Below are 20,401 nucleotides of genomic sequence, written 5' to 3'. Positions count from 1 at the left end.
AACTAGGGGAGGAAATTAGATTATGTTTATTGGGGTACCTAAAGAAATTAAAAATAATGAAAATCGTGTAGCACTAACTCCTGCGGGTGTTGTTTCATTCTTAAATGCTGGCCATAAAGTATTAGTGGAAAAGGACGCAGGAATTGGAAGCGGTTTCACTGACGAAGCTTACGCTAAAGCTGGTGCTGAAATCATAGATAGTGCTGAGCAAGTATGGACTAAATCTGATATGATTATGAAGGTAAAAGAGCCTCTTTCAAGCGAATATAAGTACTTCCGTCAAGGTTTAATATTATTTACTTACTTACACTTAGCAGCAGAGCCAGATTTGGCTCAAGCTCTTAAAGATAAAGGTGTCATCGCGATTGCCTATGAAACTGTATCTATGAACCGTACTCTTCCATTGCTTACCCCAATGAGTGAAGTGGCTGGTCGTATGGCTGCTCAAATCGGTGCGCAGTTCTTACAAAAGAATAATGGAGGCCTTGGCATTCTTCTTGCAGGTGTTCCAGGTGTTAACCGCGGAAAAGTTACTATTGTCGGCGGAGGAATTGTAGGAACCAATGCCGCAAAAATGGCTATCGGGTTAGGTGCAGACGTGACAATCATTGACTTAAGCGCAGATCGCCTTCGTCAATTAGATGATATTTTTGGAAATCAAATCAAAACATTAATGTCTAATCCTTTCAATATTGCTGAAGCCGTTGCTGAAGCTGATCTTCTTATCGGTGCTGTATTAATCCCTGGTGCCAAGGCACCTAAGCTGGTTACTGAAGAAATGGTTAAATCAATGAAACCTGGTTCAGTAATCGTAGATGTTGCCATTGACCAAGGTGGTATCGTTGAAACAATCGATCATGTAACAACACATGATAATCCAACATTTATCAAACATGGTGTTGTCCACTATTCAGTTGCAAATATGCCTGGGGCTGTACCTAGGACTTCAACAATGGCCCTTACAAATGTAACGGTACCATATGCATTACAGATCGCTAATAAAGGTGTTTTTAAAGCCATTTCTGAAAATGCTGCATTATATCTTGGGGTTAACGTGGCTAACGGTGAAATTACGTATGAAGCAGTGGCAAAAGATCTTGGCTATGATTATGTAACAGTAGAGAAGGCCCTAGAAAAAGAACTTGCTTCAATTTAATATTCGTAAAAGAAGGCAGCTATTTAATCAGCTGCCTTCTTTATTATTTTTCAGTTCAATTATTTTACTTTTTCCGCAATGATTCCCTCAAGTTCACTCCAATTTACAATTCGTGGTAAGTTCAAATGACGATTATAGGATTGATCGCGAAGAAAAAGTTTTATGGATTCGTTTAATAAGGTATCTAATATTTCAGGTTTATCATCAAAATAATAATCGAGATGTAACTTTTTAATGATTTCTACCTTTTCATGATCCTGCATTCCGTAAAAAAATCTTTCATCATTAACAGGAAAGCCGTTTTCTCTCATCCATTCCTTCGTTCGTTCACCATGTTCTTTAGGCCTTGCTGTTATATAGTATATTTCGTGCCCGTTCTTCTCCAGTTGTTGTAAAGTTTCAACTGCATCAGGAAAGGCAGGGCATGATGTATAATATATTTCTTCTAATGAATTATTCCACATTTCTTTCCCTTGTAGATCAGTCAATCCAAAAGGTTCATGTATTTCAACTCTTTTTAAGTTTTGAAAAATTTCAATTGGAACATTCTGATTCAACCTTTTATTATAGATATTAAAAGCATGTTCTCGTAGATTGATTAATGTATCGTCAATATCAAAACCAAATCTCATCACATAATTCCCTCTTTTGAATAACTTGGGTAGCCAATAAATTTATAGTCTTTTCCTATTTTAATGATTGAAGTATCCACTAAATCTATGGCATCAGCCATTTTCTCTATTCCAGTTCCTTCAAGGAAAGTAGGTGCTTGCTTTCCACCGATTAATTTAGGTGCAAAGTATAGGATTACTTTATCAATACATTTATTTTCTAGGAAAGCTGCATTTATGGTACCCCCTCCTTCAATTAATACAGAGGAGACCAAGTTCTCACCTAATATTTGGACCACTTCATTAGGATCAACTTTTTCCAATCCATTAGTGACAAAAACTTTTATCCCTAAAGACTTTAATGTTTCCTCCTTAGCCTTGTCATAATTCTTGCTTGTAAAAATCCACGTTTCTGCAAGGTTATCGGTGACAACTTTAGACTCTAGAGGAATCTTTAAGGTTGAATCCAGAATTACTCGAATAGGATTTCTCCCATTTGGGATTCTCGTTGTTAATTCAGGGTTATCTTCTATTACCGTATTTACACCTACAAGTATAGCCATATTTTCATTTCGAAGATGATGAACATCGGTTCTTGATTCTGCAGAAGTAATCCATTTACTGTTTGATGCGTAAGTGGCAATTTTTCCATCTAAGGTAACCCCTGATTTCAAAGTGACAAACGGCCTTTTCTCAACAATAAACTTATTGAACACTTCATTCATCCGATGGGATTCCTCTTGTAGAACTCCAATGATCACTTCAATTCCAGCATCTTTAAGTATTTTTACACCATTACCTGCAACAACAGGATTAGGATCAAGTGTCGCGATCACAACTCTTTTTAATCCTGCTTCAACGATTGCGACAGCACAAGGGCCTGTCCTGCCATAATGGGAACACGGTTCCAATGTGACATAAATGGTACCTCCCTTGGCCGCTTCACCAGCCATACGTAGTGCGTGAATCTCTGCATGTGGCTCTCCTGCTTTTAAATGAGCACCGATACCGACTACACGGTTTTCATTCACTATAACGGCTCCAACAAGTGGATTGGGGTCGGTTTGGCCTTTCATTGCTTTGGCATTTTTTATAGCCAAATCCATATAGAACTCATGATTAGTCATTTGGACAAGTCTCCTTATCTCTTAAATGACCCGAACGTCTAATTTTTGTCTGAAGGTACTTCTCGTTATACTCAGATACATCTCCCCACAAAGGCTGCCGGCCTGAGACCTCTAAACCAGAACTTTTTAAGGCTTCTAATTTTTTCGGGTTGTTGGTCATTAGGGTTACAGGTTTTGAGCGTAATGCTTTAAGAACTAAAATCGCATCTCCATAATTTCTTGAATCATCTACAAAACCAAGACCTTCATTCGCTTCAACCGTATCATAACCATTTTCTTGAAGAACATATGCCATTGCCTTGCTAAATAAACCAATTCCTCTACCTTCATGGTTAGCTAAATAGAATAGCGCTCCTGTACCATGTTCTGAGATCATCTTCATTGACTTTTTTAATTGGAAACCGCAATCACACCGTTTGCTTCCGAAAATATCACCTGTATGGCAAATCGAATGGAATCTTATGATTGCATCGTCTCCGTATTCAAAATCTCCGTATACTAAAACACTAGATTGTTGGAACTCCGCTAAATTTGCCGAAGATAGTTTTTCAATAATTCTTTCAAAATCCTCCGTTACTTCATCACAATTCAGCCAGCAGTACCACTTAAAAACGACCGTTTCACCATATAAATTAACGGGAAGCCGAATCGGACCGACTAAGTATATCGCTCCTTTTTGTGATTTTATTAATTTAATTTTGTCTTCTAAAACAGAAAGCACATTAGGGCTTAGCGTTTGTTTCATCAATTTTATCCCCTTTTTAACATAGTGTTCACTTAAATAAATAATATATATTCATGAAATGATCTTCCTGTTTTCTATTATCCTAAATAAAAAATAGGCTACCTTGATAGTACAAGATAGCCTCAAGAAATTACAAATATTTGCGATGCACCCCTTTACCATCATAGGAGAACAACATTTTTCTTTCTTCGATCATCGATTCAATATGGACAGGTCTTCCCCAAAGCTGCTGGATGTATGGAAGTACTTTTTCGAGATATTTAACGTCAAGTTCTACGCCTTCATACCAATGCTTTAAATAAAGTTCACCATTCTTTAAATAGTCTCCATCATTAACCGTAATATACGGGAATCCGCCATTTACTCGCATATTGACAAGCTGATCGCGAACCTGTTCCCATTGTTTATCAACTATTTTGTAGTCCCTGCCTTGTTTTTGGAAAAGATACATATCTTCACGCATGACCAGGTCCTTATTTAAGTAATTTCGCAAGAAGGAAATATCAGACTCCACTTCTCTTACTTCAAATATCTTTTCTCTTCCAGACCCTGGCGTTACTCCCCTTCGTATCATCTCTTCTGTCGGATTATTGTACCGCTCTTCGATATCCTCAAAAATCTTGATTCCTAAGTAATATGGATTGATTCCCGTTTTGGAAGGCTGCACCACGCCAGCATTCAGTTTAGCAAATTCGATGGCTTCACCGCTTGTTAGATCCATTTCTCTTAATATCCGTTGATGCCAAAAAGAAGCCCATCCTTCGTTCATGATTTTTGTTTCAAGCTGTGGCCAGAAGTAAAGCATTTCCTCCCGCATCATTGTCAAGATATCTCGCTGCCAATCTGTTAATTCTCGACTGTAGGTTTCAATAAATAATAATAAATCCTTCTCTGGTTTCGGAGGAAATTTCCGTTTTCTTGGTTGATTTGTTTCCTTGTTATCCTTTTCATCTAACCCCCATAGGTCATCATAGGGCGTTGCCGCTTGAATTTCATGTTCATCGTCTGATTCGTCATCTCCAATTGACCAGGATAATTTAGGTCTCATCAATGATGGATCAATGTGTTCATCGATGGCCAATACCGCGTCAAGGAAAGTTTCTACCTCCTTTTTGCCGTATTGAATTTCATATTGATGAATCCTTTCAGCCGTAGCTGCCATACTTTCGACCATATCCCGCTTCGTATTTTCAAAACGAACATTATTCTTAAAGAAGTCACAATGTGCTAAAACATGGGCAACAATTAATTTATTTTGTATAAGGGTGTTAGAGTCAAGTAAGAAAGCATAGCATGGATTGGAATTGATAACCAATTCATAAATTTTACTAAGGCCTAAATCATAATGAAGTTTCATTTTGTGAAATTGCTTTCCAAAGCTCCAATGTGAAAATCGGGTTGGCATACCATAGGCCCCAAATGTATAAATAATTTCAGCAGGGCAGATTTCATAGCGCATTGGATAAAAATCCAATCCAAACCCGGTTGCGATTTCAGTAATTTCACTGATCGCATATTCCAGTGCATTACGTCCTTCCACATTCATTAGCCATTCCCCCTTTTCCTCTTACCACAATGTATGAAGTAAAAAGGAGAATGATGAAACAAGATAGAAAAAACAATGGGCAAGTATGGCTTTAATTTGATATTTTTTTAGCCTCTTTTGCAATTTTTAATCCTACATATTGATTTCGTTTCCATTCCTTTTGAAAAATTGATAGGGGTGGATTGGTTTCACCAACTAGGTAACTTATTTCGATTGTCATCGCCGGCCTATGATAAGTAGTGATAAACCAATCCGTGAACCCACCACCCGTTGCGTTTTGATCCGGGACTGCTAATTTATACCCGGTTACCTTCGATATTTTTTTGGCAATCCGTTCATCCCGTTTTAAATTTTCGCCATTTTTATAATTCCAATAAATTTCTCTTCCTGCCGTGTGATATGCAATGGCAATCGTAGGGTTGATTTCCTTAATAAAATTTGTAAGGGATTTTACTTCTTTTGATTCCAGTGGTTTTTTCCCTTTATAGAATTTATACCACGGCGATGCTGGTTCTGGTTTGAGACTTTCCCATCCTGCCGGATATTGCCTGTTCAGGTCAATTCCCATGCCATTTGACTTCCATCGCTGAAAATCTCTTGAGCCATCATTCATCTTGACCAAAAGCTTCTGTTGTTTAGATGAAAAACCTTTCATATCATTCTGTTGGATGGTAACACCATCAGGATTTAACATAGGCACAAACCAGATGGAAACATCATTCAAAATTTGATTGGACTTGAAACCAAAAAAGGTTCTCTCATTATATGTCGATGCATAAGACTCAAGCATTTTCATTAGCATTAGGCTAGTCATCCATTCTCTGCCATGATGCGAACCAATTAAGACCACATTCTTCTTTCCCGTACCTAGCTTGATTGCCCAAATATCGCGGCCAAAGTGGGATGTACCGATTGATTGGACTTTTATCTTTTTTTTATATTTTTTGGTTAGTTTTGAAAGGTCATCTTCTAACATCTCAAAACTATAAGGTTTATTGCCTTTAACAATTTTTGCGCTTGTCACATTTTCCTGCTGAATTGTAAAAAAAACGATGATACAAATTATAATTTTAGCCATATGACCTCCACTGATTTAATTATGCAGGTAAATGTTGAAAACGGCGTAAATAGTGAATGTCCAACATTTTCTGTGAAAGTTATCGTCAAAATATCATACAATAATCTCAACTCCTAATAAGGAGGAGATAAAAACAAATGAATAAAATGGATTATGATCGAGCGTTGTATTATACCCATCGTTCTGAGTGGGATAATTTGCTGATTTTAATGGTACGAACAAAAGACCAATTTTTATCTAAAAGAATTGAACAATTCCTGCATGCTTACAATTTCGAACGTGATTACACGGTAATTGAAACAAAACTGTATAACCTGCTGCGATACATTGACCATGCGAATGAAACCGTAGAAACTGACCCTAATGAGATACCGATGTATAGTCTTTCCTAATTTAGCAAGTGAATGCAAATGAAATTGAGAAACTTTTTACTAACCGGACTAAAGAATTCCACCACCAAAAAACACGGCTTCCCTAAGTGGGAAGCCGTGTTTTAAAACTGTCTTATGATTTTAGTTACACAATCGGATATTGTTGTTAATTAAATTTCCTGAACCATTTTCATTTTATTGTCAACTAACGCCATAAAATCATTTTCAATGGTTTTTAGCTTTGCTTTGCTTTCTTCTAAGCTGTTACTATTGACACCAAAATAGAACTTCACCTTTGGTTCTGTACCAGATGGACGTAAACAAACCCATGAACCATCCTCAAATGTATACTTTAAAACATTCGATTTTGGTAAATCAATTGATTCTTTCCCTTTGTTCGTTACACGAGTACTTGTTAAATAATCCTCCGCAGTGGCTGCAGCTAATGTTCCAAGGCTGGTAATCGGCTCTGCACGGAAAGAAGCCAATAACTGTTGAATTGTCTCTGCGCCTTCCTTGCCTTTTAAGGTTAGGGAGCGTAAGCCTTCTTGGTAATATCCATACTTTTCAAATACCTGCATCAATCCTTCATAGAGGGACATGCCTTGTTTCTTATAAAAAGCACAAACTTCCGTTGCTAAGAGAGCAGCCTGTACCGCATCTTTATCACGAGCAAAATCACCAATTAAATATCCGTAAGACTCTTCATATCCAAATAAAAATTTACGATCGCCAGCTGCCTCATATTGATTGATTTTTTCAGCGATAAATTTAAAACCTGTTAACACATCAACTGTTTCTAATTGATTAGCCTCAGCAATCTTCCGGCCAATTTCAGATGTAACAATTGTTTTTAAAACCACTCCATTTTTTGGCAGTGTCCCTTTTTCCTTTTTCTGGGTAATAATGTAATCCAGTAACAAAGCACCCGTTTGGTTACCAGTGAGAACGACATATTCTCCCTCAGGATTTAATACAGCAATCCCTAAACGATCTGCATCAGGGTCTGTTCCAATTAAAAGATCTGCACCGATTCTTTTCCCATCACGAATCGCTAATTCGAAGGCAGCATGTTCTTCAGGATTAGGACTTTTTACCGTTGAGAATTCTGGATCCGGAAGTTCTTGTTCTTTGACGATCGTTACATTCTCATATCCCAATGCTGATAGTGCAGCCCGGACAGGCTTATTAGCGGTTCCATGGAGTGGCGTAAAGACGATTTTGATATCTGTTTCCTGAGCAAGAGTTGGATTCTCAGATATCGTTAATAGTTTCTCCGTATAAGCTTGGTCAATTTCCGAACCAATCGTTTTAATTAATCCTTCTGCTCTTAATTTTTCTTCACTTTCAACCTCAATGAGTAATTCATTTTCAATCTCATTTACCTTGGCGATTACCTCATCTGCCGCTTCCAGTGGCAGTTGGCCTCCATCCGATCCATACACTTTATAGCCGTTATATTCAGGTGGGTTATGGCTTGCAGTAACCACAATGCCTGAATAAGCATTTAAATATCTTAGAGCAAATGATAATTCAGGAGTAGGCCTTAATTCATCAAAGACATAGGTTTGTATACCCTTTGAGGCCAAAGTTCTTGCAGCCTCCAGCGCAAATTCTGGAGATTTATGGCGTGAATCATAAGCAATGACTACTCCGCGCTGTTTTGCTTCCATTCCATGGTTTTCTATGTATGCTGCTAGGCCAGCTGATGCTTTGCGGACAGTATAAAGGTTCATTCGGTTGGTACCAACCCCAATTTCTCCACGCATACCACCAGTACCAAATTCTAAATTTTTATAAAAGGCTTCCTCTAACTGCCTCTCATCCTTCATTAATTCATTTAATTGATTCTGCAATTCAGTATCCAATCCGTCAAATTCCATCCAACTCTTTGCTGTCTGTTTCCAATTCATGTCGATTCCCTCCAAATTTTGTCTACTGTTATTGTTTCTAATCTCAACACTGTTACTCCTTTAAAAATCTTATCAAATTAAACGACAATTTTCGCAGAAGTAAATTTATTCAGTTCTTTTTCTATATTACCTCATATCCTACAATTTTTAGTAGAAAAAAATAAAAGCCTGCATGTGCAGACTTTTATTTAACTTATATTAGTAACTCATTATCAGCTTTAGAATAGATACTTAACATGGGAATTCTTATACTTTTTGCTTCTTCGAAATGTTCATATTTGAATGGAAACAGTAAACCAAACTCCGTTAATGTCTCCACATTCTTATTAAATAATGATGCATACTGCTCATCAGGTTGAGAGGACTCTAGAATGGAGATTAATGTTTGAATACATGTCATTACCTGAAAGGCATCTTTTAATGTATTAAACTCTTCAGATGTATGAAGAACTTTTAATCGCTCAAAACGACAAATCTCCTCATCAGTAAAGTAGAGCGGAAATATATTCGAATAAATGTACCTCACCAGTCCGTTAATTTCTTTTTCTTGACTTGGCGTCGAGGCAAATACAATTTTCACTTAAAACCCACCTTTGCCATCGCTTATTTCTGACGTATTGTATATGATAAGAATAACATAACTAAGTCAGTATTGACCGTGGTAATTATAACCTTAAGGAGAATTAAATGCTAAACACAATGCGAATGGGAGAATGGTTTCAAATAGTGGTCCCGTTAGAATGGAATGGAAAAACCATAGAGGAAATTTTTCGGAATGTCTGGGAAGCCCCTAAAAAATTAACCCACACCTTTAGAATGGAGGATAAGGTGAAAATTAATGGAGAACGCGCGAACTGGACTACGCCTCTTATCAAGGGTTCCAAATTGCAATTAAAACTATTTGAGGACGAAAGTATAGAAATTTTGCCCAAATTTATAGATATAGACATAATTTTTGAGGACGAACATGTTTTGGTTATTAACAAACCACCATTCATGAACAGCCATCCGAATAACCCACTAACAGATCAAGATACACTGGTTAATGCAGTACAATTTTATCTTCAAGCCAAAGGAGAAAATCGGAACATCCGTCAAGTTCACCGATTAGATCGAGATACATCAGGTGCCATTCTCCTTGCTAAACATTCACTAGCAGGGGCTATACTGGACCAGATGCTTTTTAAGAGAAATATTAAAAGAACCTACATTGCGTTAGTTCATGGGGTAGTTAAACAAAAAAGAGGCTCTATTAACGAACCGATTGGACGGGATCGCCATCATGCAACTAAAAGGAGAATTTCTCCAACGGGTCAATCTGCCCTTACCCATTACACGGTAGTAAAAGTGGACAAAGAGAAACAACTTTCATATATAAAATGTTGGCTCGATACTGGGAGAACACATCAAATCAGGGTTCATTTAAGTTATTTAGGGCATCCATTAGTTGGAGATACGTTGTATGGCGGAAAACCAATTGTGAATAGACAAGCACTGCATGCCGCAAAGATTGAATTCATTCATCCATTTACTCAGGAAAAGATTGTATGTCATGCCCCATTTGTGGATTTACCTTTAATTTTTAAGAATATTGATATCTTTTCATTATAAAACATAAAAAAGCCTCCGAGCATTTCGGAGGCCTTCTCAAGTAAAGAAATATTATCTATCGGTTCTTCTAAAGGCTCGCAGAATGAAACTTACTAGCAAGACCAAAACAGCTGACCCAATAATTGCAGGAATTATTGCAAAATCAGCGACATGCGGCCCCCAATCACCTAAAACCGCAGTTCCAAGCCATGCCCCAACAAAACCTGCAATGATATTACCAATAATGCCACCCGGAATATCTCTTCCAACGATAAGACCGGCTAACCATCCAATAATCCCACCAATAATTAATGCCCAAATGAAACTCATTCAGTACACTCCTTTTTAGTAACCAATTATTTGTCTCAGGCAGTTGGAAAAGTAACTTATTTTCATGCTACCTGTATTAATAAAGTACCCTATTTTCTTTTATATACTCAGAAAAGAAAAAAAAGATAAATTCTTAACACAGGAACTAAGTACATAAATACATAAATTTAGGCAAAAGTAAAAATATCTTTATTTCAGAACTAATTAAAAACATATAATGTAAAGATTTTGTTAACATACATAAAATTTGTTTCAATAAATTGAACGATTCAAAAGATTCTAATGTTAAGTTTTTGTAAATTTATAAAGAATTTGTTTCATTTTTCGACATTTTTCAGATAAAATTACTTGGGTCGGTATACGATTGTTTAATTGAAAATGGGGGTAATCACATGGCATTTAAAAAAGTAGATAAATTCTCAGCATTACTTAGTAATATTTCTGCAAACTTAAAGGAAAGTGCAAATTTCTTTACTGATTACAAATTGAAAAATGTGAGTGATTTAAAAATTTTCTCAGAGAAAATGAAGGAACTTGAAACAAAAGGTGATACATATGTGCATGAAGTAATTAAGGAATTGAATGATGCATTCATCACTCCGATTGAACGGGAAGACATCCTTCACCTAGCAATGAGTATGGATGATGTACTTGATGGGCTTGAAGGTTGTGCAGCATTATTTGAAATGTACTCTATTACAAATGCAGATGAATTCATGAAGAAATTTGTGGATGCGATTCAAGGTAGTGTCCATGAAATTGACAAAGCCGTTGAACTACTTTCCAATAAAAAGTTACAGCAAATAAGAGAACATGCCATTAAGATAAAGGATTTTGAATCCAACTGCGATAATATCTTACGCCAGTCGATTAAAAATTTATTTACGGTCGAAAAAGACCCGATCCGAATTATCCAATACAAAGAAATTTATGAAAACCTTGAAGATATTGCCGACTATTGTCAAACAGTTGCCAATACACTTGAAACCATTATCATGAAAAATGCCTAAGGAGCAAACATATGAGCGTTGTATTAATTCTTACAATTTTAATTGTCATTGGTGCCCTTGCATTTGACTTTATTAATGGATTCCATGATACTGCAAATGCAATCGCTACATCTGTATCCACAAAAGCACTTAAACCACGCCAAGCAATTATGTTAGCAGCAATAATGAATTTTGTTGGAGCATTGACATTTACTGGGGTTGCCAAAACTATCTCTAAGGACATTGTTGACCCATTTTCACTTACAGGTGGTCATACAGGATCGATTGTTATTTTTGCAGCACTACTTTCTGCTATCATTTGGAATTTACTTACTTGGTATTATGGAATTCCAAGCAGTTCTTCACATGCGATTATCGGATCCATTGCTGGAGCTGCCATTGCGGCGAAGGGGTTTGATGTAATAAAGGCTGAAGGTTTTATTAAAATTCTTGAGGCGTTAATTCTATCACCTATTTTAGCTTTTACCGTTGGATACATTGTTTACAGTATTTTTAAAGTCGTTTTTAAGAACTTTAATTTAACTAAAACGAATCGATCATTTCGTTTAATTCAAATTGCAACGGCCGCGTTGCAATCCTATTCACACGGAACAAACGATGCACAAAAATCAATGGGGATTATTACCATGGCACTTTTAGCTAACGGTTATCTTCATACAGATGAAGTTCCTTTTTGGGTTCAACTCTCTTGTGCGATTGCAATGGGACTAGGGACCTCGATTGGCGGATGGAAGATTATCAAAACTGTTGGTGGTAAAATTATGAAGATTCGACCTATCAACGGTGTTGCAGCCGATTTAACAGGGGCAGCAATTATCTTCGGTGCTACTTATATTCATTTACCTGTTAGTACAACTCATGTTATCTCATCAGGAATCTTAGGTGTAGGTGCTTCTCATCGGTTAAAAGGAGTTAAATGGGGTACTGCCCAACGCATGTTAATAACATGGGTTATTACACTTCCAATCACAATCCTTTTAGCAAGTATTATCTACTTCATCCTTAATATCTTCTTTTAAAAAAGAAACCAGAAATATTTTTCTGGTTTCTTTTTTGCGATATCACTTCTAAAAGTACCCAACGCTCATATTTTTATGATAGAGGACAAGTTTTGGGGTGATGGTTGATGAAAGAAAAACTAGCAGCAATGCTGCTCGGGAGTTTGCTCTTAAGCCTTGGAGTAAACGGATTTTTAGTTCCCTACCATTTACTTGATGGAGGAGTCATCGGATTAGGACTAATCATTCATTATTTTTACGGATGGCCGGCTGGACTAAGTATTATTGTATTAAGTCTGCCTTTATATGTGTTAGCCTGGTTCTTTGAGAGGCGCTATTTCTACTACAGCCTCCATGGACTTATCATCTCTTCCTTTTGTATTGATTTTCTATCCTTTATTAATGGTAAAATTGAAATAGGGATATTACCAAGTACAATTATTGGCGGATTGCTTGTCGGAATTGGAATAGGTCTAATGCTTCGCTATGAAACCAGTACAGGCGGGACAGATTTGCTTGCCCAATTATTAACTAAATTTACTTCTGTTAATATTGGGATCATCATCTTCTTAATAGATGGTCTAGTCATCACAAGCGGTATTCAGGTTGTCGGGTTGGAGAAGTTCTTTTATTCTCTACTCACGATCATATGCGTCGGCTTGATGACGGCGTTAACAGTAAGAGGTAACAATAATCAACATTTTCCTTATTATTAAAACAAAAGGAAAGGACAGAGCTTGTCCTTTCCGTAATACTACTTTCCCAATATGTCCATTGTTCGATACGTTTCTTTCATAATTCCATAGGATCTCTTCAACCGTTCATTAAATGATGGTTCTTCCCACTTCTTCCAGCTATATATATATGCATCTGACTCGTGAATCCGATTATTAGTTGTTTTAGGTAATGTTTGAGTGACCTTCCCTAGTTCTGTTGTTACTAATGCGAGTCGAATTCCACTTGTTTCATCACTGCCAGATAAACCACTTTCCCAGACATCACCCATTACTTCCTTTAAACTAGGGTCTTTCACATTCAAGAGCTGCCATGGAATCCTTCCTTCGATCACTTTTCTATCATTACTAATGCTAACATCTGTTAATGAGTCGAATTCTTTACTATTTGGATTGGCGTTCCCAAACTTTAGTTTTCCTGTCTCGTAACTCGAAAATGGAATTACCTCTTTGGTAGTTGGAATTGTTAATTCCTTATTAAGAGCAAGCCTGATGGGATGAAATACACCATTATTCTTTTGATTGGCATACGGTTCCTCAGCAATCATCTTCAGAAGATGGGCGTACTGATAATAAAAGGTATCATAGTAACTATCGACCATGATACTTGAAGTCTCTTGTCCTGTAAGACTTACTAAAAAATCAACTCCAAAGTCTGTTTTGATTGATATATGATCGTTTAATGGAATTTGGGTTTGGCCCTGTTGCTTAATAGAGTCAAGCAGAAGGAAGGTTCCTTGTCTGCGAAAATCAACTGGTCGATTATATTTTAACAGGAAATATAAATATCCATTGTCAGAGGTCAACCGAACTTCATTTAAAGTGTCCTTTTTATCTTTGCTAGGATAACTCTTCTTGACTCCCGATAATTCCCAATCCTTAGCATTTCCATCCACAATGATTTCTTTTTCTTTTTTCCCAGGTTCAAATTCTAATAAGCCAAAGTGCTGTTCATTTGTTTGCACGTTATTCCAAAATGGCCTTCGGTCGGGATTATCAAAATCCATGGTATTCCATGTTCGCTTAAACCATTCATCCTGCCAAGTGAAGACAAGCCCCCCCATATAGCCTTCTGATACAATTGATTCATATAAATGCTTATTTATATTTCCTTGTTCTTCTTCTGAATGAAATCCTTGGTTCATTCCATATGCATTTTTATGTGTTAACCCTCTTGAAGACGGAACACCAAATTCTGCAACAAGCACTGGCATTTGATGGACAGCACGCAGCTCATTTAAATAGCCAGCATAATTGTTTTTCTTCCCCGTTTCATCTACATAATTAAGGTATGACTTTTCATTGTTAAGAAAATCAGGATAATATGGATAGATATGATAGGAGGCAAATATTCCTGCAGAAAACTGTTTTGTTGCCTTAATATGATTTGGATTCACAGAAACCATATCTTCATTCTCCAGTGGTTCAGTGGGATGCTTCAACAAATCTGTTGTAACCCAGTTCGTAAAACTCATTGAATGCTGCCACTGGTAGTGTTTCACCTCATAATCAGCAGCATAATCCATTAAACCAGCGAGCCAAATTTCAAACGGATTAGCCCCTTCTGTTTTAAAGTATTTCCCTGTAAATTGACTAATTTTTGAATGCTTATCATTCGTGTTGGTGACCATGGCTGGATCCCATTCCGTGCCAACAATGATTCCCAGAATGTACTTCGAAATATCGTACTTATATTCACCTGACGCATGGCCTGGCCGGTCTGGAATGTTTGCTTTTCCATGGATTATATCTATCATATTTTTTATTTCCAGCTTCGCGTCGTCTAGATTTACTTTGGCAAAGGCATCTTGTGTGTGAATCAGATTCTCTTCATTAACCCATGTCCCATGGAATAAGAATAATGGCTTTTTTGCGATTTTGTTATATTCATGAAAGGCTTCATAAAATTGTGGTGGGTGGAGTGTGTAAATTCTTATCGCATTTGCGTTCATTTCACCAATTTCTTTAAACCATCGAAGGTATTCATCTTTGGTAATCGCCGTCTCCCCAGGAAAATAACCAGGTTTTCCTATCCCCATGTTTACACCCTTTATCAAAAGGTCTTCCCATTTCCCATCCTTCTGAATCTGAAGATAAGATTTCCCAGTTTTGCTGTTTGATTTAATACCATTCAGTTCGACAATGTCTACTTTTTCCTGTTGAGTTACCTGGTGTAATCCATACTTTAAAATATCCTTCATCATTGGCACATAAGTCCCCCAATAGAAAGAACCATTAGAACCAACATTCTTCTTCCAAGCATCCAAACCTTTGGTTTGATAAATTCCTGGAACATCAGCTTCATCTGCAAAATCCCCTGAAAAGTAATAGGAAGAATACCGAGCATTTTGATGATAAATCACGGCTGGGAAAGAAGTTGGAATCCCATATCCCTTCAATGTTTCTTTTGCTTCCTTAGTGATTGGCAGCTTATAGTCTGCCAATATTTCCTTATCATCTCTGGCATCAATAATATCGAACCAATAACTGTACTTTCCTTCTAACCTTTGTGTAAAATGTTTTTTTCCGTTTCTAGTCAATTCAAACAGAATACCATTGTTTTTAACGTCCTTTTCTCCAATTACAACGATATAATTGTTTTTACTGACAAATACAAATCCTTTTCCAGTAAATGACCACTTTTTATTTTGCTTCTCATAATTGTCTCTTACCCATTCTGGTACCTCTGTACTATTAAGGTTGGAAAAATAGCGACCGATCCAGCCTGACCATTCTACATTAAGCAAATTCGAGATCTTAGCCTTCGACGATTCTGATGTAGGACTTGCAAACGTATTAAATTCTGCTATTAATGTTTTCCCTTTCGATTGAATAAGTTCATTTTTTATTTGATTAACTTCATCTGTTTCAAGTCCACCGTAAATTTTTGTAGAGTGTCTTCCTGATGGATTTTGTCCGTAAAACTCCTCTTTATATACTCCATATTGATCCGTTAAATAAATCACATCGTATGGTTTTAAATCCTTGGGTAATGAAGTGATCGAATATTTCTTTCCTTCCTTTGGTTCAAATCCTTTATAATCCTCCGTAAATGAATAAGGTTTTTTTCCATCCTTATAATATTTTGCATTATTTAATATCCAAACCAAACCTTTATGTTCCCGATACGAAGGATTCGGTACCGTTTTATCAACAATCAACACATTTAATTGTTTCACAGGTTGAATTTGCCATAGCCAAAAGGGGCAGGTGATAATAATTAAAAAAAGAACGGTATACATGATTAAATTAATTGGTTTTTTCATTCGGAAACACCTTTTCTTTTCATTTCTCCCCAACTTCGATCACCGATTATCATCTGCCAAATTCCCTCACATCTCCAAAACACAGTCAACGGCCTATACCAAATGGTTTCTGTTAAGGAATATAAAAATAACTTCATGATATCTGATACTTTTGGATACTTTGTTAGACTCCATTCCTCCAATAGAACCGATGTCATTGAAAAAATAGAACCATATATACAGGAGAGAAGAAATAACAAAATGGCAAATTCTATATAGATCCCCCCAAGTAATAAACAAAGGATCATAAACAGGTATCCTAAACACTCAATGACTGGCCCGAAAAATTCGACAATCCAAAAGTAAGGGAAGGAAATCAAACCAATTGAACCGTATTTAGGGTTAAATGTGATTTTCCTATGTGTCCATAAGCTTTCCAGTAGTCCCCTATGCCATCGTCTCCTCTGCCTGCGAAGGAAGGTCACATCCTCAGGGACCTCCGTCCAACATACTGGATCTGGAACATAGACAATCTTTTTCTTTATTTTTTTTTCCCTTAAGAGTCGATGGATTCTAACAACTAATTCCATATCTTCCCCGACGGTATCTGTTTTATAACCTCCCGCTGCAATCACCCATTGCTTTGAAAAAACTCCAAATGCTCCTGAGATAATTAATAGAAGATTGTGCCGGCTCAAGCCAATTCTTCCCATTAAAAAGGCACGTAAATATTCGATGATTTGCATAACAACTAAAGGTTTATTCGATAAACCGATTTTTTGGATATGACCATTTTTGATTTGGCATCCGTTCGCAATTCGAACACTTCCACCCGAGGCAATCACTTCTTCATTTGAATCAATTATTGGTTTCATCACCTTTAAAAATGCATCCTGTTCAAGAACAGAATCGCCATCTAACGAACAAAAATAAGGGTAATGGGAAAAGTTAAGACCCACATTAAGGGCATCCGCCTTTCCCCCATTCTCCTTATCAATAAGAAACAAATTCGATAAAATAGCTGATTGATAAATCCTGCCTATTGGTTTTGTATCCACTTGCCTTCTTACTACTTTTTTTATTTCCTTCATATCATAGTGCTCGATTACTTTTGCAAGTGTTTGGTCGGTTGATCCATCGTTCACTACAATCACTTCATATGTTGGATAATCTACACTTAATAAAGAACGCACACTTTGAATAATACCTGCTTCTTCATTGTAAGCAGGAACAATAATTGAAACAGGTTTGGTATAAAATTCATCCGCATAATCCTCATATGCCTGAACTCTGTCAAGTTGATATTCCTTCCGCAACTGAAAAAAAGAGATCATCAAGATAACAGAGTAAAATGAAATGACAATAACCATATATACAGCGATAAACCAAGCAAAAAGCGTTACAACATTTCCCCACTCTAAAATTGCCATTTTCTATACCCCTTTATGAAGCCATTCCCATGCCATATCCTTAGCAAATACATCCTTCGAAGTTTCTAACACTTCCTGTAAGATCTGGTGACCATTTGGAAATTGGCAGATGGCCTCTCCGGCCTGGGACCGAACCCACCACATTTGATCATGCAAAAGCTCGATTAATCTTGATATCCCTCTTACTTCTTTTAATGAACCAATAAGTTTGGCTGCAATCATTCTTTCTTCCCATTTACTAGAATAGAGTAGTTCTAAGTAGGGGTCTGTATTTTTCACATTGCCCACATTCGATAATGCCTTTAAGGCTCGGAGCCTGATTTCACCTTTATAGACTGAAAAGATATTCTCAAGGAAAGGAAGATAATTTACTTCCTTTTTTATTGAAATTACCTCTAAGATGGCTTTTTGTAACGGCTGACTGCTCTTATGAAAATGAAGAATAAACTTTTCAAATTGCTTCTGCTCGAGGTGGACTAATATCGTACGGTATTCAAATTCAGAGAAATTCTGGTAACGGGTTATTAACAGGTCAAATAAAAATACATGTTGAAATAATGCAAGGATTCTTAATGAATGAATAAGTTCTGCGTGGGAGATCTTTTTTTTCTTTGTTAGCATGTAGATTTCATCGTTCAGGAGAGTTAATTTGAAATCTTCAATATGATAGAGAGTGTTCATACGTTTACTCCACCTTTTACTATTCAGTTGCTTGCGATACCTCTCTAATAGATACATTGATGCAAGTTCTGTTAATCGTGACTTTTCCTCCTCACCTTCTAAAATTTTGCTGTACCTGCTTAAAAGTTCCTCGATGGCTTTCTGTTCAAGAACTGATTTCGGACTCAGCCCCCTAGAGTATCCGCCTTCCATAAGCATTGTAAAAAGTTTCGTGTGATTATTTTCTATATATTGTTCAATTGCCTTCCGTTTTTTAATTTCTAGTGCTTTTCTTATCGTTAAGTATATTAATAAAACCAATAACAACCCTAGAATGTTTATCGTTAGCATTGTCAAGAAAAATAACTCATTCTTCATCATGCAATTTCATCCTCTTGATTAACCTTTCAATCCTAGTTTGAAGTTCTTTAATACTAAAAGGTTTCGTGATATAATCATCCGCTCCTAGCATTAATGCCCTTTCAATGTCCGTTTCCCTTTTTCTCCCAGTCAACATAAGGACATAGATATTTCTTCCACCTTCTATTTTTTTTACTTTCTGCAAGATTTCGATACCATCCATAACAGGCATAATACCGTCAAGTATTAAAAAATGTATGCCCTTTTCTTCTAAACGTTTTGATTCAAAGAATTGTTGTCCATCTTCAAATGTTTCAATGTCTAATTCAAAATGATAAAAAGCCATTCCCTTAAGTATCCTTATTAACATGGTTCGAATAATCGCATCGTCATCAATGACCGAAACGAACAAGGTTTCTTTTGTATCTATATTTTTTAAATCCATAACTACCTACTTCCTGACTGACGAGCCTTCAAGTATGTATGAAAACAGACCTTTCCTGTTTTTGATTCATACAATTACTATTCCCTTATTTTCAACAGATTTTAAGTATTTAAAGTTTATAATTAATAATTCCATGTGTCACGCGAAAAACACAGAAAAAGTCGAAAAACAATAAAATTTGTCGAATTTCCTTGAAATCTAAACACAAAAAAGGACCCAAAAAATGGATCCTAAGTTTATTATTTATAATAGGTTTTTAACTTTATTTGTACAACTGTCCATTGCAGTCATAATTGATCCCCGAAATTGCTTTTCCTCTAAGGTAACAACTGCTTCTATTGTTGCCCCTCCTGGTGTACACACATTATCTTTGAGTTCACCAGGATGTTTTCCGGTTTCAAGGACCATTTTTGCAGCCCCAAGAACAGCTTGAGCAGCTAGTCGATATGCTTGATTCCTTGGTATTCCTTGCCTTACTCCACCATCTGCCATAGCTTCAATAAGCATATACACATATGCCGGGGAGGAACCGCTGATAGCTGGAACGGCATCCATAAGTTTCTCTTCTAGCCTTTCGGTCTTTCCAAAGGTCTGGAACAAGTGCTCTACCTCAATAATTTCATTTTCAGTAAGGTAATCATTCGCACAGATTACACTCATGCCCTCCCCAACTAAAGATGGAGTATTAGGCATTGTTCTAATCGTCTTTATCTGAAAACCAAATGACTTCTCAATATCCATTAAGGTAATTCCAGCAGCAATCGTTACAATGATTACATTTTGTTTTATATCGTTTTTGATTTCCTCGATGATAGTTGCATATAGACCTGGTTTCACCGCAATAATAAGGATGTCAGCAAACCTTGCAACATCTCTATTATTTAATGTTGTGCATATATCAAACTTTTGTTTAATTACTTTTGTTGTATCTTCTGTGTTAGCACTAACAAAAATATTCTCTTTTGGAATCGTTAAAGATTTAACCATTCCTTCGATCATGGCCTGCGCCATTTTTCCTGCCCCAATAAAACCTATTTTCTTTTCCACTTTAA

The 20,401-nt window shown here is 36.6% G+C and carries 19 protein-coding genes; 6 read left to right on the top strand and 13 right to left on the bottom strand.

The genetic code is table 11. The annotated features are described in order from the left end of the window. Window positions 1-22 precede the first annotated feature (22 nt). On the top strand, window positions 23-1,156 hold the full coding sequence (gene ald, locus ACE198_RS19395; protein WP_098572126.1) for an alanine dehydrogenase: 1,134 nt from the start codon (window positions 23-25) through the stop codon (window positions 1,154-1,156). Window positions 1,157-1,215: 59 nt separating this feature from the next. On the opposite strand, the gene ACE198_RS19390 is transcribed toward ald, so the two are convergent. The 5 genes from ACE198_RS19390 to ACE198_RS19370 all read right to left on the bottom strand — a co-directional run bounded on the left by ACE198_RS19390 (window position 1,216) and on the right by ACE198_RS19370 (window position 6,263). Beyond that, a complete protein-coding gene (locus ACE198_RS19390) occupies window positions 1,216-1,788 on the bottom strand; it encodes a 5' nucleotidase, NT5C type (protein WP_375376744.1) in 573 nt (190 codons plus the stop codon). Then, window positions 1,788-2,894 carry a bifunctional diaminohydroxyphosphoribosylaminopyrimidine deaminase/5-amino-6-(5-phosphoribosylamino)uracil reductase RibD gene (ribD, locus tag ACE198_RS19385; protein WP_375376729.1) on the bottom strand — a complete coding sequence of 369 codons (1,107 nt, stop codon included), beginning with the start codon at window positions 2,892-2,894 and terminating at the stop codon, window positions 1,788-1,790. Before ribD ends, ACE198_RS19390 begins: the two co-directional genes overlap by 1 nt. Beyond that, entirely contained in the window at window positions 2,887-3,639 is a 753-nt protein-coding gene (locus tag ACE198_RS19380; RefSeq protein WP_375376728.1) for a GTP cyclohydrolase II, read from the bottom strand. Before ACE198_RS19380 ends, ribD begins: the two co-directional genes overlap by 8 nt. A 130-nt stretch (window positions 3,640-3,769) precedes the next feature. Further along, the gene (locus tag ACE198_RS19375; RefSeq protein ID WP_375376727.1) at window positions 3,770-5,185 is read right to left on the bottom strand and encodes a SpoVR family protein; all 1,416 of its coding nucleotides are present in this window, start codon (window positions 5,183-5,185) and stop codon (window positions 3,770-3,772) included. Window positions 5,186-5,276: 91 nt separating this feature from the next. Next, window positions 5,277-6,263 (bottom strand): M14 family zinc carboxypeptidase, encoded by a 987-nt coding sequence (locus tag ACE198_RS19370; protein WP_375376726.1) that lies wholly within the window; start codon window positions 6,261-6,263, stop codon window positions 5,277-5,279. A gap of 137 nt (window positions 6,264-6,400) precedes the next feature. On the opposite strand from ACE198_RS19370, the gene ACE198_RS19365 reads away from it, so the two are divergent. Further along, on the top strand, window positions 6,401-6,655 hold the full coding sequence (locus tag ACE198_RS19365) for a YhdB family protein (RefSeq protein WP_144554770.1): 255 nt from the start codon (window positions 6,401-6,403) through the stop codon (window positions 6,653-6,655). Between the two features lie 149 nt (window positions 6,656-6,804). Here the strand turns inward: ACE198_RS19365 and ACE198_RS19360 are convergent, their stop codons facing one another. Beyond that, window positions 6,805-8,547, bottom strand: a complete 1,743-nt coding sequence (locus ACE198_RS19360; protein ID WP_375376725.1) for a phospho-sugar mutase — start codon at window positions 8,545-8,547, stop codon at window positions 6,805-6,807. A 193-nt stretch (window positions 8,548-8,740) separates the two neighbouring features. After that, window positions 8,741-9,127, bottom strand: coding sequence for a YhcU family protein (locus tag ACE198_RS19355; protein WP_251456631.1), 387 nt, complete (start codon window positions 9,125-9,127; stop codon window positions 8,741-8,743). 107 nt (window positions 9,128-9,234) lie between these two features. On the opposite strand from ACE198_RS19355, the gene ACE198_RS19350 reads away from it, so the two are divergent. After that, window positions 9,235-10,158, top strand: coding sequence for an RluA family pseudouridine synthase (locus tag ACE198_RS19350; protein ID WP_375376724.1), 924 nt, complete (start codon window positions 9,235-9,237; stop codon window positions 10,156-10,158). 51 nt (window positions 10,159-10,209) lie between these two features. On the opposite strand, the gene ACE198_RS19345 is transcribed toward ACE198_RS19350, so the two are convergent. Further along, the gene (locus ACE198_RS19345; protein WP_098572117.1) at window positions 10,210-10,467 is read right to left on the bottom strand and encodes a GlsB/YeaQ/YmgE family stress response membrane protein; all 258 of its coding nucleotides are present in this window, start codon (window positions 10,465-10,467) and stop codon (window positions 10,210-10,212) included. A 392-nt stretch (window positions 10,468-10,859) separates the two neighbouring features. On the opposite strand from ACE198_RS19345, the gene ACE198_RS19340 reads away from it, so the two are divergent. The 3 genes from ACE198_RS19340 to ACE198_RS19330 all read left to right on the top strand — a co-directional run bounded on the left by ACE198_RS19340 (window position 10,860) and on the right by ACE198_RS19330 (window position 13,191). Beyond that, entirely contained in the window at window positions 10,860-11,477 is a 618-nt protein-coding gene (locus ACE198_RS19340; RefSeq protein ID WP_375376723.1) for a DUF47 domain-containing protein, read from the top strand. 11 nt (window positions 11,478-11,488) lie between these two features. Beyond that, a complete protein-coding gene (locus ACE198_RS19335; RefSeq protein WP_375376722.1) occupies window positions 11,489-12,496 on the top strand; it encodes an inorganic phosphate transporter in 1,008 nt (335 codons plus the stop codon). Between the two features lie 107 nt (window positions 12,497-12,603). Then, complete coding sequence (locus tag ACE198_RS19330; protein ID WP_375376721.1) at window positions 12,604-13,191, top strand: YitT family protein; 588 nt, start codon at window positions 12,604-12,606, stop codon at window positions 13,189-13,191. A 38-nt stretch (window positions 13,192-13,229) separates the two neighbouring features. Here ACE198_RS19330 and ACE198_RS19325 read toward each other — a convergent pair whose 3' ends face one another. From ACE198_RS19325 to proC, 5 genes are all read right to left on the bottom strand, one after another. Next, window positions 13,230-16,475: a hypothetical protein gene (locus ACE198_RS19325; protein WP_375376720.1), complete on the bottom strand. Its 3,246-nt coding sequence runs from the start codon at window positions 16,473-16,475 to the stop codon at window positions 13,230-13,232. After that, entirely contained in the window at window positions 16,472-17,884 is a 1,413-nt protein-coding gene (locus ACE198_RS19320) for a glycosyltransferase family 2 protein (RefSeq protein ID WP_251456641.1), read from the bottom strand. Before ACE198_RS19320 ends, ACE198_RS19325 begins: the two co-directional genes overlap by 4 nt. Window positions 17,885-17,887: 3 nt before the next feature. Beyond that, window positions 17,888-18,925, bottom strand: coding sequence for a HEAT repeat domain-containing protein (locus tag ACE198_RS19315; protein ID WP_251456643.1), 1,038 nt, complete (start codon window positions 18,923-18,925; stop codon window positions 17,888-17,890). Next, window positions 18,912-19,349, bottom strand: a complete 438-nt coding sequence (locus ACE198_RS19310) for a response regulator (RefSeq protein ID WP_251456645.1) — start codon at window positions 19,347-19,349, stop codon at window positions 18,912-18,914. Before ACE198_RS19310 ends, ACE198_RS19315 begins: the two co-directional genes overlap by 14 nt. Before the next feature lie 243 nt (window positions 19,350-19,592). Continuing rightward, window positions 19,593-20,396 carry a pyrroline-5-carboxylate reductase gene (proC, locus tag ACE198_RS19305; RefSeq protein ID WP_375376719.1) on the bottom strand — a complete coding sequence of 268 codons (804 nt, stop codon included), beginning with the start codon at window positions 20,394-20,396 and terminating at the stop codon, window positions 19,593-19,595. Window positions 20,397-20,401 lie beyond the last annotated feature (5 nt).

The sequence above is a fragment of the Neobacillus sp. KR4-4 genome (assembly GCF_042136325.1).
Lineage (GTDB): Bacteria > Bacillota > Bacilli > Bacillales > Cytobacillaceae > Neobacillus.
Note: the sequence above shows the minus strand (reverse complement) of the source record. Positions and strands in the feature narration are given on the sequence as shown.

Bases quoted from the DNA above. Each gene is read 5' to 3' on its own strand.
- ald (WP_098572126.1), top strand. From the start codon at position 23: ATGTTTATTGGGGTACCTAAAGAAATTAAAAATAATGAAAATCGTGTA.
- ACE198_RS19390 (WP_375376744.1), bottom strand. From the start codon at position 1,788: ATGAGATTTGGTTTTGATATTGACGATACATTAATCAATCTACGAGAA.
- ribD (WP_375376729.1), bottom strand. From the start codon at position 2,894: ATGACTAATCATGAGTTCTATATGGATTTGGCTATAAAAAATGCCAAA.
- ACE198_RS19380 (WP_375376728.1), bottom strand. From the start codon at position 3,639: ATGAAACAAACGCTAAGCCCTAATGTGCTTTCTGTTTTAGAAGACAAA.
- ACE198_RS19375 (WP_375376727.1), bottom strand. From the start codon at position 5,185: ATGAATGTGGAAGGACGTAATGCACTGGAATATGCGATCAGTGAAATT.
- ACE198_RS19370 (WP_375376726.1), bottom strand. From the start codon at position 6,263: ATGGCTAAAATTATAATTTGTATCATCGTTTTTTTTACAATTCAGCAG.
- ACE198_RS19365 (WP_144554770.1), top strand. From the start codon at position 6,401: ATGAATAAAATGGATTATGATCGAGCGTTGTATTATACCCATCGTTCT.
- ACE198_RS19360 (WP_375376725.1), bottom strand. From the start codon at position 8,547: ATGAATTGGAAACAGACAGCAAAGAGTTGGATGGAATTTGACGGATTG.
- ACE198_RS19350 (WP_375376724.1), top strand. From the start codon at position 9,235: ATGCTAAACACAATGCGAATGGGAGAATGGTTTCAAATAGTGGTCCCG.
- ACE198_RS19345 (WP_098572117.1), bottom strand. From the start codon at position 10,467: ATGAGTTTCATTTGGGCATTAATTATTGGTGGGATTATTGGATGGTTA.
- ACE198_RS19340 (WP_375376723.1), top strand. From the start codon at position 10,860: ATGGCATTTAAAAAAGTAGATAAATTCTCAGCATTACTTAGTAATATT.
- ACE198_RS19335 (WP_375376722.1), top strand. From the start codon at position 11,489: ATGAGCGTTGTATTAATTCTTACAATTTTAATTGTCATTGGTGCCCTT.
- ACE198_RS19330 (WP_375376721.1), top strand. From the start codon at position 12,604: ATGAAAGAAAAACTAGCAGCAATGCTGCTCGGGAGTTTGCTCTTAAGC.
- ACE198_RS19325 (WP_375376720.1), bottom strand. From the start codon at position 16,475: ATGAAAAAACCAATTAATTTAATCATGTATACCGTTCTTTTTTTAATT.
- ACE198_RS19320 (WP_251456641.1), bottom strand. From the start codon at position 17,884: ATGGCAATTTTAGAGTGGGGAAATGTTGTAACGCTTTTTGCTTGGTTT.
- ACE198_RS19315 (WP_251456643.1), bottom strand. From the start codon at position 18,925: ATGATGAAGAATGAGTTATTTTTCTTGACAATGCTAACGATAAACATT.
- ACE198_RS19310 (WP_251456645.1), bottom strand. From the start codon at position 19,349: ATGGATTTAAAAAATATAGATACAAAAGAAACCTTGTTCGTTTCGGTC.